The organism is Pradoshia sp. Z3_51 (assembly GCF_058215915.1).
In genome coordinates, this window is sequence record NZ_JBZAJC010000002.1 from 530,349 (window position 1) to 546,140 (window position 15,792).

The 15,792-nt window shown below is 34.5% G+C and carries 16 protein-coding genes; 10 read left to right on the forward strand and 6 right to left on the reverse strand.

Features of this window, described 5'->3' with window-relative positions; translation table 11 throughout:
- Positions 1–237: 237 nt before the first annotated feature.
- Complete coding sequence (locus AC4BHA_RS06195) at positions 238–894, forward strand: response regulator transcription factor (protein ID WP_066100072.1); 657 nt, start codon at positions 238–240, stop codon at positions 892–894.
- A complete protein-coding gene (locus tag AC4BHA_RS06200; protein ID WP_181161987.1) occupies positions 887–2,365 on the forward strand; it encodes a sensor histidine kinase in 1,479 nt (492 codons plus the stop codon). The genes AC4BHA_RS06195 and AC4BHA_RS06200 overlap by 8 nt, the downstream gene beginning before the upstream one ends.
- Positions 2,366–2,594: 229 nt before the next feature.
- On the opposite strand, the gene AC4BHA_RS06205 is transcribed toward AC4BHA_RS06200, so the two are convergent.
- On the reverse strand, positions 2,595–3,818 hold the full coding sequence (locus tag AC4BHA_RS06205; protein ID WP_066100066.1) for an MFS transporter: 1,224 nt from the start codon (positions 3,816–3,818) through the stop codon (positions 2,595–2,597).
- 10 nt (positions 3,819–3,828) lie between these two features.
- Entirely contained in the window at positions 3,829–4,248 is a 420-nt protein-coding gene (locus AC4BHA_RS06210; protein ID WP_066100061.1) for a MarR family winged helix-turn-helix transcriptional regulator, read from the reverse strand.
- Positions 4,249–4,428: 180 nt separating this feature from the next.
- On the opposite strand from AC4BHA_RS06210, the gene AC4BHA_RS06215 reads away from it, so the two are divergent.
- The gene (locus AC4BHA_RS06215; RefSeq protein ID WP_490558304.1) at positions 4,429–5,049 is read left to right on the forward strand and encodes an FMN-dependent NADH-azoreductase; all 621 of its coding nucleotides are present in this window, start codon (positions 4,429–4,431) and stop codon (positions 5,047–5,049) included.
- Between the two features lie 122 nt (positions 5,050–5,171).
- Here the strand turns inward: AC4BHA_RS06215 and AC4BHA_RS06220 are convergent, their stop codons facing one another.
- Positions 5,172–6,032 carry an EamA family transporter gene (locus AC4BHA_RS06220; RefSeq protein ID WP_490558305.1) on the reverse strand — a complete coding sequence of 287 codons (861 nt, stop codon included), beginning with the start codon at positions 6,030–6,032 and terminating at the stop codon, positions 5,172–5,174.
- A gap of 256 nt (positions 6,033–6,288) precedes the next feature.
- Entirely contained in the window at positions 6,289–7,821 is a 1,533-nt protein-coding gene (locus tag AC4BHA_RS06225) for an FAD-dependent oxidoreductase (RefSeq protein ID WP_139891181.1), read from the reverse strand.
- Positions 7,822–7,963: 142 nt separating this feature from the next.
- On the opposite strand from AC4BHA_RS06225, the gene AC4BHA_RS06230 reads away from it, so the two are divergent.
- The 4 genes from AC4BHA_RS06230 (at position 7,964) to AC4BHA_RS06245 (ending at position 10,014) form a co-directional block, all read left to right on the forward strand.
- On the forward strand, positions 7,964–8,437 hold the full coding sequence (locus tag AC4BHA_RS06230; RefSeq protein ID WP_140461313.1) for a DUF2243 domain-containing protein: 474 nt from the start codon (positions 7,964–7,966) through the stop codon (positions 8,435–8,437).
- Positions 8,430–8,888, forward strand: a complete 459-nt coding sequence (locus AC4BHA_RS06235; protein WP_066100045.1) for a hypothetical protein — start codon at positions 8,430–8,432, stop codon at positions 8,886–8,888. Before AC4BHA_RS06230 ends, AC4BHA_RS06235 begins: the two co-directional genes overlap by 8 nt.
- A gap of 101 nt (positions 8,889–8,989) precedes the next feature.
- A complete protein-coding gene (locus AC4BHA_RS06240; protein WP_490558306.1) occupies positions 8,990–9,787 on the forward strand; it encodes a type II toxin-antitoxin system SpoIISA family toxin in 798 nt (265 codons plus the stop codon).
- Between the two features lie 53 nt (positions 9,788–9,840).
- Positions 9,841–10,014 carry a hypothetical protein gene (locus AC4BHA_RS06245; RefSeq protein ID WP_181161988.1) on the forward strand — a complete coding sequence of 58 codons (174 nt, stop codon included), beginning with the start codon at positions 9,841–9,843 and terminating at the stop codon, positions 10,012–10,014.
- 327 nt (positions 10,015–10,341) lie between these two features.
- On the opposite strand, the gene trhA is transcribed toward AC4BHA_RS06245, so the two are convergent.
- The gene (gene trhA / locus AC4BHA_RS06250) at positions 10,342–10,992 is read right to left on the reverse strand and encodes a PAQR family membrane homeostasis protein TrhA (protein ID WP_066100039.1); all 651 of its coding nucleotides are present in this window, start codon (positions 10,990–10,992) and stop codon (positions 10,342–10,344) included.
- A 414-nt stretch (positions 10,993–11,406) separates the two neighbouring features.
- Between trhA and AC4BHA_RS06255 the strand changes: the two genes are divergently transcribed.
- The gene (locus AC4BHA_RS06255; RefSeq protein WP_066100036.1) at positions 11,407–12,285 is read left to right on the forward strand and encodes a Cof-type HAD-IIB family hydrolase; all 879 of its coding nucleotides are present in this window, start codon (positions 11,407–11,409) and stop codon (positions 12,283–12,285) included.
- Positions 12,286–12,584: 299 nt separating this feature from the next.
- A complete protein-coding gene (locus tag AC4BHA_RS06260; protein ID WP_077247926.1) occupies positions 12,585–13,022 on the forward strand; it encodes a GNAT family N-acetyltransferase in 438 nt (145 codons plus the stop codon).
- Positions 13,023–13,306: 284 nt separating this feature from the next.
- On the opposite strand, the gene AC4BHA_RS06265 is transcribed toward AC4BHA_RS06260, so the two are convergent.
- Positions 13,307–13,681: a YuzC family spore coat inner layer protein gene (locus AC4BHA_RS06265; protein ID WP_066100033.1), complete on the reverse strand. Its 375-nt coding sequence runs from the start codon at positions 13,679–13,681 to the stop codon at positions 13,307–13,309.
- A gap of 443 nt (positions 13,682–14,124) precedes the next feature.
- On the opposite strand from AC4BHA_RS06265, the gene AC4BHA_RS06270 reads away from it, so the two are divergent.
- A complete protein-coding gene (locus AC4BHA_RS06270; protein WP_066102227.1) occupies positions 14,125–15,507 on the forward strand; it encodes a DHA2 family efflux MFS transporter permease subunit in 1,383 nt (460 codons plus the stop codon).
- Positions 15,508–15,792 lie beyond the last annotated feature (285 nt).

Below are 15,792 nucleotides of genomic sequence, written 5' to 3' on the forward strand. Positions count from 1 at the left end.
TCATCAATAAAACGTATACTCATTGGTCGTCCTTTAAAGTCAATATAAACACAGAGTGATCTCCGCTATTAATGGAATCACTCTTTTTTTTGCTTAAACTACACATCCCTTTAGATTTAATAGTTATATGAAATAATGATGGCATCTTTATGCATAAAAATACAAGTAAGTATTTACCTCAAAAAATTATGGTGATATAATTTATTTACTTTTTTAAAGAGGGTGATTCCCATTAGAATGTTAATTTTAGAAGATGAGCCTGTTGCGAGAAAAGTACTAAGGAAAAGGCTTGAATTACAAGGATATACAGTAGATGATTTTGACGATCCAGAGGATGCAATTATAGCTTGTGATAAAGTGAAATACGATTTATTAATTTTTGATATTACCATTCATGGTGCAATTATTGATGGTTTGGAAGCTGCTTCTATTATAAGGAAAAAACATAATATTCCCTTTGTCCTCGTTACCGGAGCAGATTCGTCAGATGCAAGATTGCGAGGATTACAGGAAGGTGCGCTTTTGTATTTTACAAAGCCTTTCAGCTACAAAGAACTTGTCCTTAACATAAAAAATATTATGGAAAGTACAGCAGTAAAAAATAATTCGTATTATATACATAGAGGATTAAAAATTGAGCCTCTTCGTGGTACGATTACGAAAGAAGATGGCAGTGTTGAAACGCTATCGAAAATTCCAATGCAGGTGTATACGTATTTATTAGAACATAAAAATCAAGTTGTCAGTAAACAAGAATTATGGGAAAAAATATGGACTGAGCATGGGGATATGAGTGATGACATTATTAATACAACGATAAATCGGATTAGACGAAAGATAGGTAAGAATAGCATTAATACGATTAAAAATGTTGGATATGAAATCAATGACTAAAAATTGGCTTACTGTTAAACGGTTTACCATTTTATCCAATATTCTCATGTTCTTGATATTTACAGGCATAGTCTTACTGCAAAATATTAATCGGGTAAACGATTATGCAAAACATCGAATCAATGAAGTATTGCCGAACTTCTATTTGGTTGAAACTCATTTAGCTGAATACGGTTTACAGGAAGACTTTCTAAATGATAAATTCGGTAAGCTACCTGGTGCTTATGAGTATATGATGATTTTGGATAATGACTCAAGTTATCAAAATATTGCTTATAACCAAACATCAAAGAATATCAATATTTATGAAGGAAAAGATAAAAAATATTTACCAATAATTAAGTGGTTATTAGGTCAGAGTCGAGAAGACATCTATGTAAAAGATGGTTTAAGTGATAAAAAAATTAAGGTTGAGTTTTATGAAGTTAATGGATCTGTAATAGCTGAAATTGAGCATGCCATTCATACGGAAGCATTCAATGGTCAGTTATATACGAAAATAAATCTCTCGGTTCTGCTTATTGAAGATTTTAAAGAAATACTCATCACGAATGGTTATTTATATTTGATTATATTCATTTTTTTCTTTTTGTTTCAGGCCTTATTATTTGAAACTATTTTTAAACCTTTATCGAAGATGACCAATCATTATAAGCTGAAAAACAAGTTTAATATTACACCCCATTTTATGAATGACTATATGTTAAGGGAAATGGAAGAGTTAAACAATGTTACCAATAGTAGTGTTGAAAAAATGCTCGCTGTAACCGACGAGACGCATGCTTTCCTAGAAGAGATTGTCCATGAGGTTCGGAATCCTGCTCATAATATTAAGAATACCATCGAATATTTGGAGGACCTGATTGAAACGGATACCCTTCCTGAGATAAAGGAAGGATTATTTCATATTAAAAATGAATCTAGTAATATAGATTCATTATTAAAGGGTATTAAACTATCGCATGAACTTTATTATTTAGGAGGAAATCCTCCAGATAGCTGGATAGAACCAAAAAGCTGTATTGAACCATTAATGGCTGCCTATATGAGGAATTACCCCTCCTACACATTTATTTTTAATGATAATGTAAGTAAAACCACCAAAATCTGGATTGATGAGTATTCATTTGAATTAGTCATGCAGAATTTATTGAGCAATGCAGTGAAATATTCTACAAAGGAATCAACCATTTTTGTGGGAATTAGAGAGAATAAGCTTGATAATACTATTAATATTGACGTAACCAACACTGGCTCATCTATCCATTATTCTAATATCAATAAGATCTTTGATAAGTATGTACGTCTAAGTATGGCTAAGCAGATAACGTCTGGATCGGGTATTGGGTTATGGATTGTTAAAAGGGTTTCTGAAATTTATGATGTGAATATTGATGTAAATAGTACAAATCAATCAGCAACCTTTTCGCTGAAGTTCAAGCATATTAAACAGGAAAATATTGAAGAATAGCGCAGGGAAGAGTGGGGCAACAATTTAATGCATGCCTCACTCTTTTTTACATTACTGAATATTTCTTGGAGAATACGTTTTATTACTTGAAGTTTTAGCTGCTTTAGAGCATTTATCATAGCGGTTAAAATAGAATGAGAATGCTATTATGCTGAATGAAAATCGAATTAATAGAAAAAAGCGGAATATCCAAAATCGGACATTCCGCTTTTTTTCCTTAATGGTGATTTTAATTTGATTTTGTTTCCTCTAGCTTTGTTAATTTATTGCGCATCTCTAAAGAATCCTTTTTTCCATGCATAAAATAATAGACTACGATTAATGCCAATACGAGAATCGACATGATTAGATAGAGATTTCGATAGCCTGTGAAAGGAATAATCATTCCAAGTACATATGGGCCAATTCCGAAGCCTACATCCAAAAAGATAAAAAAGGTTGCTGTTGCTAAACCGATTCGGTGAGGAGGAGTCACTTTTACGGCAATAGCCTGAGTTGTAGATTGGATATTCCCAAAACCGAGTCCAATAATTGCGCCGGCTAAAAGCAAAATAAATCCGTTATTAGCATAGCTTAATAGAAGAAGTCCAAGGGCAAATACAAGTAAGCAGGGATACATAATAATATTAGATCCTTTTAAGTCTAACAAGCGGCCAGTAAAAGGTCTTGACACTAAAACCGCTGCTGCATAAACGACAAAAAAGAAACTTGCTGCTTCAACTAATTGAATCTCTTCTGAATAGAAAGTAATAAATGATAAGACGCTTGAATAGCATAGGGCTCCCAGCATCATAACGATAGCAATGGGGATAGCCTTTGGTTCAATAAAACTGGAAAGCTTAACTCTATTGTTTTCTGATTCAACAGAAGTGTGAGATTGTTCATTTTGTATTTTTAATAGAAAGGCAGTTAAAAAGCTAACAGCTCCCAATGCTATACAAAAGCTGAAAATGACTTCAAATGTTGTATGCTGTTTTAAATAAATACCTAAAAAAGGACCAATCGCAGTAGCAAGAGTGGCACTAAGGCTAAAATATCCAACGCCTTCACCACGTCGTTCTGCTGGTATGATTTGCGCTACAATGGTACCGGTAGCCGTACTTGCAATTCCTAATCCGATTCCATGTAATAAGCGGTTAACCATCAAAAAAGACAAGCTATTAATCCCAAAATATAAAATAGTTGTTAATGTAAAAACGATAAGTCCGAATAATAATATTCTTTTTCTGCCGTATTTATCGATAATTCTACCTGTCAGAAGTCGGCCAATAAGTGCTCCAATAATAAAAATTCCGGTAACCAGTCCTGCTTCACTCGTTGAAGCACTAAATTGTTCAACAGCATAGACCGAAATTGACACCATTAATAAATAAAAAACAAGTGTTAATAAAAAATTAATGGTGGATACAATGATAAAATCTTTTGTCCATAATTTTGCTCGTTCCGTTTGCATAGTTATCTCCTTACTCATTAAAATTTTGCTTAATCCTTTCTAGGATATTTAGGAATTGTTCTTGTTCATCTGTCGTAATACCTATTAACTTACCAATCTGAAATTCATCAATCTCACTTCTTACAACTTTATATTGTTTCTCTCCTTTAGCAGTCAGTTGAATATTTTTCTTCCTTTTATCTGAGCTTGAAAATGACTGAATATACCCTTGCTGCTCGAGGCTGTTGACTGTGCGGGTTATCGCTGGCTTTTCGATACTTTGATATTTAGATATCTCAACAAGGGTATGTGGCCCATAATTAAAAAGGATATACATAATTGTCCATTGTGGTCTGTTCAAAGCATATCTACCTAGAATTTCATTTAACTGGTCAATATAAGGTTTATGCACCATAGACAACTCGTGAAATAACTGTTGATATCTTTCCATTTTACCTCCTTATAAATTAGTTACTTTAGTTAACTAATCCAATTTTTTTATTATGGCAGAGAAGAGGAGAAGATGTCCAGTCTTTTTATAATGGTAAAAGATAGGCATATTATTTTGCTTTGAATTCAAACTATATTAAAATAAATTTACAAATCATATATCGTACATGGAGGTATACATATGACTAAAGTTTTATTTGTTAAAGTAAACGATCGACCGGCAGACCAAGCTGTTTCTGTTCAAATGTACAATGCATTTTTACAAGCATATAAAGAAGCAAATCCAACTGATCAAATTACAGAGCTGGATTTATTCCAAGTAGAACTCCCTTACTATGGAAATGCGGCGATTACCGCTCTTTATAAAAACAATCAAGGAATCGAATTAACAGAAGAAGAAACTAAATATGTTAATTTAGCAAATCAATATATCGATCAATTCTTATCCATGGATAAAATTGTTTTTGCCTTCCCTCTTTGGAATTCAACTGTTCCTGCGCCATTAATTACGTATATTTCGTATTTGGCTCAAGCCGGAAAAATGTTTAAGTATACTGCTGAAGGTCCGATAGGATATGCAGCTGATAAAAAGGTAGCACTATTGTCTGCAAGAGGTTCTGATTACTCAGCTATACCAGGAGCGGAAATGGCAGTTAATTTAGTTAAATCTGCTATTAGCCTTTGGGGAATTACTAACCCAGAAGTTATGGTTATTGAAGGACATAATCAATACCCAGACCGTACGGTTGGAATTGTTGCAGAAGGGCTTGAGAAAACAGCTACACTTGCTGCCCGCTTCTAATTAAGAAACATCAATACTATATCGTTGGATTTACCATTAATATAGAAAACAATAAAAACAGTGGGATTCGATTAAGAATTCCCACTGTTTTTATATATAAAGGACGATAAATGACGCGTTTGTTAAAAAATAAGCAGAATAGTACCAATTGTAATCGCAATACCACCAATAATCGTGTTTTTATTAGGTTTTTCTTTTAAAATAATAAAGCTTAACACCATTGTAATGACTACGCTGAATTTATCGATGGGAGCTACGATAGACACCTTTCCGATTTGAATGGCAGCAAAGTAGCACAACCAAGATAAGCCAGTTGCGATACCCGATAGGATTAAAAAGACATAGGACCTATTAGAGATCGTTTTAAGATCTTTTTGCGTTCTTTGGAAAAATACAATGCTCCAGGCAAAAATTAAGATCACTACAGTACGAATGAAGGTGGCGACATTTGAATCGACATCCTCGATACCGATTTTCGCCAATATACTGGTTAGTGCTGCAAAAACGGCTGATAAGACAGCCAGGAAAATATACGACTGAAGATAGCCTTCTTTCTTCTTTTTTTCTCTCTTACCGATAAGAATAAAAGTACCAATCGTAATAACGACCCCTCCTGCAATCACTAACGGAGTCAACGGTTCCTGAAGGATGATAAAGGATAAAATAATTGTAATTATGACGCTTGATTTATCAATAGGAACTACTTTTGATACATCACCAATTTGTATGGCCTTAAAAAAACATAGCCACGATAGGCCAGTGGTTATACCTGATAAGATAATGAAAATCCATGCCTTAGGATGGATAGTATACAGCTCATCCCATTGCCCGGTTATTCGAACAACGGCATAAGCCATAATTAGGACTACAAACGTTCGAATCGCAGTGGCCAAATTTGAATTCACATTATTAATCCCGATTTTTGCTAATATTGACGTTAATGCTGAAAATAAAGCAGCCAGTAAAGCTAACAGTATGCTCATGAAAATCCTCGCTTATTTATGTACTTAGAATCGGTTTGTTCCTCTGGTTTTTTCTAACTTTAACTATAACTCAATTCCATTTAAAAAGGTATTTGGTTTCATATAAGTTTAAATACTTGATTCTTGAGTTGTATTTACATGAAGAAAAAATACACTCCTTATGTCACATAGATTATCTACCCGGCATAAAAAGTGTATTTTAGTTTTAGGATTCAAAGGATATATAGTAGGTATATGGGAATCTCATTTCAAGCTGTTAATTCAAACGTTCCAACGGTTTAACTGCTGGGCCTTCGATGACTTCCCCGTTAGGTGCAAAGCGGGATCCATGACATGGGCAATCCCAGGAACGTTCTCCATTATTCCATTTCACTTCACACCCCATATGGGTACAGGTAGTATCTACTACACAAACGTTACCTGTATGGTCGCGATAGGCACCGGCTCTTTTACCATTAAAGGTAACGATACTGCCTTCATCGGGTTTAAGTTCATCTGGACTGATATCTTTATCAGCAAGTTTTCCTTTAATTAATTCTTTTGCTACATTTATATTTTCTTTTATGAATTTACCGGCAGATTGTATATGTGTTTCTGAACGAGTGGGGGTAAACAGATCAAAATATGGATTTTCTTTTCCACGTACTAAATCACTTAAAATTAGAGCAGCGACAGCTCCGTTCGACATTCCCCATTTCCCAAAACCAGTTGCAACAAAAATATGATCCTTCATAGAAGAATATGGACCAATATAAGGGACATAATCCAATGTTTCTAAATCCTGTGCTGACCATCTGTATGGAAGGTCATTAACTGTGTAATACTTTTCGGCAAAATCCTTTAGTGCTTCATAATGCTTAAATGGATTTTCGCTTTGACCGGTTTTATGACTTTCTCCTCCAAATAATACCAGGGTTTTATCCCCGTCTTTTGTATGGCGGATTGAGCGGGTAGGCTGCTCGGCGCTAATGTACATTCCATCTGGTAGGTCTTCCTTGATTTCAGCGGCAACAATGTAAGAGCGTTTCGGGCTCAGGCGAGAGAAGTACAGTCCCTGCATATCATAGAATGGATAGTGGGAAGCAATCACAACTTTATTGCAATAAATGGTATGTCCATTCTTCACTTTAACTTGAACAGGTCCTTTATCGTCATCTTCAATAGCTTCTACTGGCGATTGTTCAAATACTTGTCCGCCTTTTTTTATAATCAGGTTTAAAATATGGCCTAAGTATTTAACTGGATGAAATTGTGCTTGATTAGGCATAATAATGGCATTTTTGATTGGATAAGGCAAAGGCAGGTGTTCGACAAGTTTACCTGGAATGCCCAGTTTTTGATAAGCTTCGAACTCTGACTTGATTTTCTTTTCAAATTTTTCAGTCTCTGCGTAAAGGATGGCTTCCTGTTCTTCATAATCACAATCGATCTCTTCTTCTTTGTAGAGAGAATGGATAAATTCAAGGCCATCCATATTTGCCTGATAGTATAGTTTCGCTTTTTCTTCACCTACCGAATTAATTAATTTGTCATAAATTAATCCATGCTGGGCGGTTATTTTTGCTGTTGTATGGCCTGTTGTCCCATTCATCACTTCGCTTGCCTCAACTAATGCAACCTTTACTCCTTTGCTGACCAATTGATAAGCCGTTAAAATACCGACTATTCCAGCTCCAACTATAACAACATCTGTTTCTAAATCATTTTGTAGCTTATTAAATTTCAGTTCTTCTTGATTCTGCATGAACTTCGTCCAATATGAACTCGATTGATTAGGTAATTGATTCATTTTAACCCCTCCGGTTTTTCCAATATAGTATATAGTTACCCATGTTTTGTTAAAAAAATCAGCTAATTATGATAAACGGATTGTTTATAATGAAGACCAATTGGATATTAAGTAAAAAAATGGGGGCTGGAGGGGAATTCGATTGAGGAGTCAAACTAAAAAGAAATTATTAGTAATAGGAAGCTTTCTGTTGGGATTCGGCTTTATGGGTGCTATGGATGGGATTATTTTTCATCAGCTTTTACAATGGCATAGTGTCGTGATGGAAACGAGTCGCTCAGGTCAAATCATGAGTGATGGGATTTTTCATTTTGCGGTGACGATTGCTTTGGTGGCAGGGGGCTTTATTTTATGGCTTGCTGGTAACCCATCAGACCAAAAGCAGGGTGTCAAACAGATTATTAGTTGGTTTTTAATTGGCTCAGGTTTATTCAATATGTTGGAAGGGATTGTTAATCATCATATCCTGCAGATTCATAGGGTAAAACCAGGTGATCCCAATGCTTTATTCTATGATATAGCGTTTCTGATAGTTGGAGCTATTTTATTTTTGATTGGTTTGTATTTGAAAAATAGTGCGTCCAGGCATAAGGGTGGCGAAGAGATTCATGTATAGAATACTTAGCTTTATTGTTATCGCTGGGTTTGTATCCATCATGCTATATTTTCATCAACAAAGCAGCCATTTCAGCAATGATGCTCATGCTGGGCATACGGGACAACATGATGGATTAGAAATAAGCAATATAAGTGAAGTGAAAATTCCGGAAATTAATGGATGGATCAAGCAGGATCAAACAGGGTGTTGGATGCTGAAAATCAACACAAAAAACTTTTCGTTTAAACCAGAAAAGCTGGGTTCGAATGAGCAACGAATTAATGAAGGTCATGCCCATCTATATATGAATGGAGATAAAAAGAATAGAATTTATGGTCAATATTATGATTTAGGCACACTCAAACCAGGGGTGTACAAGGTGAAGGTTACGTTAAATACGAATAATCATAAAGCACTAATGTATAACGGTAAGGAGATTGCCTATCACTATAAACTTAAGGTGAAATAGATTACAAACAGTCATCTGACAATTCAGAAGATATACCTATATGGTAATTTGGAATTAAATGGTATGATTATTCATATAAATGATTATCGATGGAGGATGAAATGTTTGGAAAAATTTATATTGCTATTCTAGTATGTTTTTCTCTCGTTTCTTGTATGATGGCCATCGTAAAACCTTCCATATTTGACTTGCATTTAAAAAATTTTCGCCGAAGCCTTTATACGTTATTTGTGCTTTGCCTCGGAATCGGCATTATTGCAGGCGGAATAAATATAACCAACTGGACATATATATTGAGTTTAACTGCAATCGTTGTTTTTATCGATTTATCCGTTCTTTTAACACCAAGCATTTTAAAGATATGGCAGGCAGAGTTTATAACAGGTTCTGAATTTCTTGAAGCTACCATAAAGGAAAATGAAAAAATTCAACGAGCGACGGTGACAAAGGTAGAGCATATGTCCTTATTAGTACAGGATGCTATCTATTATTTTGAGCAAAAGTCTGTTCCTGAAAACGGAGAAGAATATGAGAGAGAGTTAAAGAAATATCTTGTCCTGTATTGTGAGGAATTTGGTTTGTCAGTTGATATCAATCAGTACGAAGCTGACGATTCGATTGACTTAGATATATCCGTCAGGGAGAGAATTAAACAAAAGCTTATCAGGATTGATCATATACATAATTTCGATTTTAATCAGCAGCTTTTACAAAGCTTTACCGATTCGATTTTCAATTTAGAGGTTATCACCCTTGAAGACCACGATGCTTTGTTAATTCCTATCCATTTACAAATGTATAACTTTATTATAGTTTTAAAGAAAGATAAGGGCATTCCCATTGAAGTGGATGGTGTTCATATTGCTAATTTAGTTCACATTTATGATTCGTTTATGTGAAACTTTGGTATAATAAGGGTATAAAAGTTAAGGAAGAGAGGAGTAAGATGGCTATGAGGCGTAGGAGAAATAACATTCAGTCTGACGATTCCGCTGAGGCAATGGCAAAAAACTCCCAGTCAGGTCCCAAAATCACCCATCTCTCTGATAAATCAGTCAGTAAGCAGACAAAGAAAGTAAAAGAAATGAATAAAAAAGCATTGGCTTATATATACTCTGTAAAATAACAAAGTGATGGGACTTTGTTATTTTTTTTTGTATTGCTTTTTTGTGTTATAGCATAAGCTATAACAAAATGCACATGTTAGGAGCATAAAATATGACATCTAAGAATGTAACTAAACAATTAGGAAAAAACAGAAGGTACACAGTTTTGGGCAATAAGGCATTAAGGATCAGTAAAATGAATCATGAGGCCATTAGAGTTTTAAAAAAACTTCGAGGTAAATTTGGATAATTGAAGAGACTAAAGGCTAAATAAAACATTCGTTAAAGATAAAAAAGACAGCTTCCGGATAGGGAGAGCTGCCTTAAATTGTAATAAGAATATGTTATTATTTATCCCATGGAAGTAAGTAGAAGAGAATACAGAAGAAATGCATAACACTTCCGGCGATAACGAAAAGATGCCAAATGGCATGATGGAATTTGAAGCCTCTCCATACATAAAAGATAGCACCTACCGTGTATAGAATACCTCCAGTAACTAATAAAATCATTCCATTTGGCTCAAGGAAGTTGACCAATGGTTTCCATGCGAAGACAATCATCCAACCCATTACTATGTAAAGAAGTGTTGATACGATCATATATTTTTTAACAAAAAATGATTTAAAAACTGTTCCCCCAAAAGCTATTCCCCAGACAATACCGAATAAAGTCCAACGTGTCCAACCGTCCAATACAATAAAACAAAATGGCGTGTACGTACCTGCGATAAAAAAATAGATAGCTGAATGGTCGAATATTTCAAATACATTCTTAGCTTTGCCCTGGGGTAAGCTGTGCAAAAGAGTGGAGCACAGATACATAAGAAGCATTGTTATTCCAAATATAGTAAAACTAACGATGTGCCAAGCGGTCCCATATATAGAGGAATGGAAAACCAGCAAAATCAGCGCTACTATACTTAATATAACACCCAGGCCATGGGTAACTGCATTTGCGATTTCTTCACCTTTGCTATAAACATGAATGTCCTTCATTAAATTTCCTTCTTTCTAGTACAATATGAATTATTATCATTAGTATAATGCAATATCATTAATATGTAAATATTAATACTCTATATTATTGCTTCGACAATTCATTATATAGTTTTAATAACTACTTATCACCCTTTTTATAGTATGCATGTTAAATGAGATATTTTTGAATTCATCTTAATTAAGAAAAGGAAACTGGTTATCAGTTTTTTTGTGGTTTACGCAGGTCTATTATATGAAAGATTTAACTATACCAAGACTCGCATTAGTTCTTCTGAGGCGTGTTGTTTAACTATTCAATAAGAATCATTATTTTAACCATTATAAATAATGAATGGCTTCTACGAATTTAATGAATATAGTAGTATACTAGTATGGTATTTATTTAAGTTACAGTAAAAGGAATGATTGACGTTGAGATTAATTGCAACAGACATGGATGGGACTTTGTTGAATGGTAAAGGTCGTATCAGTAAGGAGAATATAATCGCAATTGAAAAAGCACAGGCGGAAGGGATTCAGGTAGTTATTGTTACAGGAAGACCATACAGTTATGCCTTGATGCCATTGGAACTGGCTGGATTGTGTTGTCCTGTAATTGCATTAAACGGAGCTGAAATAAGAGACGAGCAGGGAGAAGTATTAAATAAACTCCCACTAAAAAAAGAATGGTGCCGCTCAATTCAAAAAGTACTGGAAAATAAAAACGTATATATTGAGTTTTTTACTAACGTTGGAGTTTTTTCTAAAAGTATGGAACAGTATATTGACATTAGAATGCAATTAAAAATGGAGAGATTCCCATACGCTGATGAAGCTCTAATGCTAGAGGATGTTAGAAGAAGAGCGGAGGAACGATTTAAATTCGAACACTGCCATTTTGTAGATAACTTTGAAGGTATATACCTGGATGAAGAATTGATTATCTATAAGATTTTAGTATTATCAGCTGATATGGATGAATTGGCACGTATAAATAGCGAATTAGCCGGTGAAACCGAGTATATCATTACCTCTTCTGAGCGCGGAAACATAGAATTTAATCATCCAAAAGCTCAGAAAGGAACATCATTAAAGATGTTGGCTGATCAATTTAATATCGAGATGAAAGAAGTTATGGCACTTGGTGACCATTTAAATGATGTTTCCATGCTTCAGCTGGCTGGACGTGGAGTAGCTATGGGAAATGCTTCCGATGAGGTGAAAGAACTCTGCCAATATCATACTAAAACGAATGTAGAACATGGTGTTGCCTGTGCGATTGAAGAAGTCCTTGCAATACGTCAAGTTTAAGGTAGTTAGTATGATTACAGCTTAAGTCAATTCTAAATGAGATTGCTAATAATATATTTCATCAAGTCTAATTCTAACAAAACTCAAACTTTATATATGATATATGATTTTCTGCTGATTCTAACGTGATATGTTTATAAATTTTCAGTTGTTAACATCCGTATATACATTCATTTTGTTTATATAAATATGTAAAACAATAGCGAAATAGAATGATTGGTGTATAATGGTAACGGAGCTGACTCCGTAAAATTTTGCAGGGTTATAATTGATCTAATTATAGCCTCAGGAGGAAAAACATGACGATAAGCACAGAAAATATTATGGAATTGATTACGGTTGACCAATGGGATGATGCATATTCAATAATGAAGCAATTACGTACTGATTTGGATAAGCATTCGTATTTAGAATTAATGAATCAAATGCATAAAGAAGGGTACAGGCTTTTTGCATTGTTTTTAGGTGAAGAAGTGGTAGCTGTAATTGGTGTTAGTTCTCGTGTGAATTTCTATAATAAACGTCATATCATTGTTCATGATTTGGTAACAACTGAAAGTAAACGTTCGAGAGGATATGGGGAAAAGCTGCTTGTTTTTATTCATGAATGGGCTAAGGAAAATGGTGCGAATTATGTAGCATTAGAATCTGCTCTTTCACGCACGGATGCTCACCGCTTCTATGAAGAAAAGTTAGGCTACGATAAATGGTGTTACTCATTTCGTAAAAAGCTGTAATACATGATTTCAGATTCTGCGGAACGCCCTTCTTTCGGCATACAAGGTGCAAGCTTTGCATATTTTATTTTTTTTGCCGTGACCATTTTGATATTTGCGTAAATCTTTATCTTTCTTTTTGCAAATAGAACATTTATTGAAAAAAGTGAACATACAAACTTTCTCCTTTAGGAATAAAATAATAGTAGCATAGAACTACTATGAGTATGATAATGAATAACAAAAAAGCCGAAGAAATGTTGTTAATCAGCATTTCTTCGGCTTTTTTGATATTTGCTGATGACTTAAAAAGCTTCATGCCACAGCATAGTTATGGTTAAGGCACTGCTGGAGTCATTTGGATTACCTGGGAATAATTTAATTAATATGGCTCCTGGTGTAAAGACTACCTCTGGGCGATGCTTTAAAGGTAAACTGTTAAGCATTCCTAAGATTTCATTTTTTTGCCCATGCTGAGCATACGTCATTATTTGTCTTGAAAACTGTGGATTGTTTTGAATGTGGTTAGTTATGGTGTAGGCATCATTTATAAGCTCCTTGGCAACCCCTGCTGAATTAATAAATATTACTGGTTGAACTGGAGGAAGCTGGCGATCATAATTTTGGTAATTATTATGGTAACCGGGGTGCATATTATTCATGTCATATGGATTATTCATGTTCCTATCTCCTTTTATCAAAGTAATTATAAATGAATAGATATTAAAGATGGTCTATAGTATTCATACCTATGAAGAGGACTGGCGATAGGTGAATCTTTGGATATGTAAGGAGAAGATGCCTGGTTAAAGTGTTAATGATACTTTTACTTATAATTACTCCTTGTTTTATTGGGATTTTAGTTGGGTCCTTAACCTAGACAACCTATATAGCTGATTGTCTTTTTATTTACTCTTCTTTAAAAGAAGAACTAAGAAAAAAATTCCACTAATAATCTGCTTTAAATAAGGCATGATATATCAGAAAAATGATATAGACGATCTAGCAGATTAACTCATTGTAAGTGTATTAGAAACTTTTTGATGTGAAGCTAACAGGAGGTATTTCATTGAATGCTGGAAAAGTGGATTTAGAAGAGAAAAAGGAGTTCAGGGCTGTACCAATGATGGCAGTTTTGGCAGTGGCAGCATTCATTGGTTTATTCAGTGAAACAGCCTTAAATTTGGCTTTAATCAATATTATGCATGACTTTAATATAGAAGCTTCAACAGCACAATGGCTGACCACAGGATATTTATTGACATTGGGAATTTTGGTACCTGTTTCGGCTATCTTAATTCAAACGTTTACGACCAGGCAATTGTTTTTTTTCTCTCTGGCGATGGGAATTGTTGGCACATTGATTGGTGGCCTTGCGCATTCATTTCCTATATTGGTGTCGGCGCGAGTCATCCAGGCCATTGGAACCGCTATTCTTTTACCCTTAATGACTAATTGCACACTTATTATTTTTCCTCCGCATAAACGTGGGGTAGTGATGGGATTAATGGGGCTTGTTATCATGTCTGCTCCTGCATTTGGCCCTACCTTCTCTGGAATCATTGTAGACCAATTAAGTTGGCATTGGATTTTTTGGACATGTTTGCCGATATTATTGCTTTCCATGGGTGCCGGGATATTTTTTATGAAAAATGTTACAAAACTAACAAAACCAAAGATCGATATAAGGTCAGTAATACTTTCCTCAATTGGATTTGGCGGGATTGTTTACGGATTTAGTGCTGCCGGAGAGGGCGGAGGTGGATGGGGAGAAGCACATGTGTTACTCCCTATTGGAATCGGTCTATTTTTCTTGATATTGTTCTCCTTCCGTCAAATTTATACTGATAATCCTATGATTAATTTGCGCGTATTCACTTACCCTATGTTTTCCCTGGGTGTCTCATTGGTTTTTTTAGCTATGTTAATGATTTTATCGAATGCCATTCTATTACCGATGTATTTAAAAGGAGGGCTACTATTATCGGCATTTACAGCTGGTTTAACGCTTTTGCCTGGTGGGATAATGAATGGGATTATGTCTCCAATTAACGGAAAATTAATGGATAAATATGGGGCGAGATGGTTGGTGGTTATTGGGTTTGTATTAACTAGTATAGCGAGTATTTTATTTTTACAAATCACAGCTGATACTTCTTTATCGACAATTATCATAATGCATGTTTGCTTATCAATTGGCATTGCTTTTATCATGATGCCTTCACAGACAAATGGCTTAAATCAATTACCCAGAAAATATTATCCTGATGGGACCGCTGTCATGAGCACGCTTCAGCAAATTGCCGGAGCTATCGGAACTGCATTGGCGATTACCTTTATGACAATGGGGCAAAATTCATATTTAAATGAAGCAGGGAGTTATCCTAATTCAGAGGTTCTAACGGAGGCTCTCATTTATGGTGTGAAAAAAGGGTATATCCTTATAATGGTTGCTTCAATTACCGGGTTATTATTGTCTTTATTTCTGAAAAGAGTGAAAGTATAGAGAAAGAAAACTCCTTATGTGAAATAGGGAGTTTTCTTTTTGGGTATATAGGCCGATTATTTTGAAATAAATGTATATATTAAAGTAAAAAAATAATCAAAAAGTGTAAAAAGGGTTTATAAGTTTGTAAATAGAGAATTTAGGTATAGGTGTTGTTCTGTTTGTATAATATGAAAGCTAATACAAAACATATAACTAACTATCTTTTATACAGATAGTAAATCGGAAAAGATAGTGAATTACCATAGAATACCACAAAAAATCTTGAATATTTTCACAGAAGCA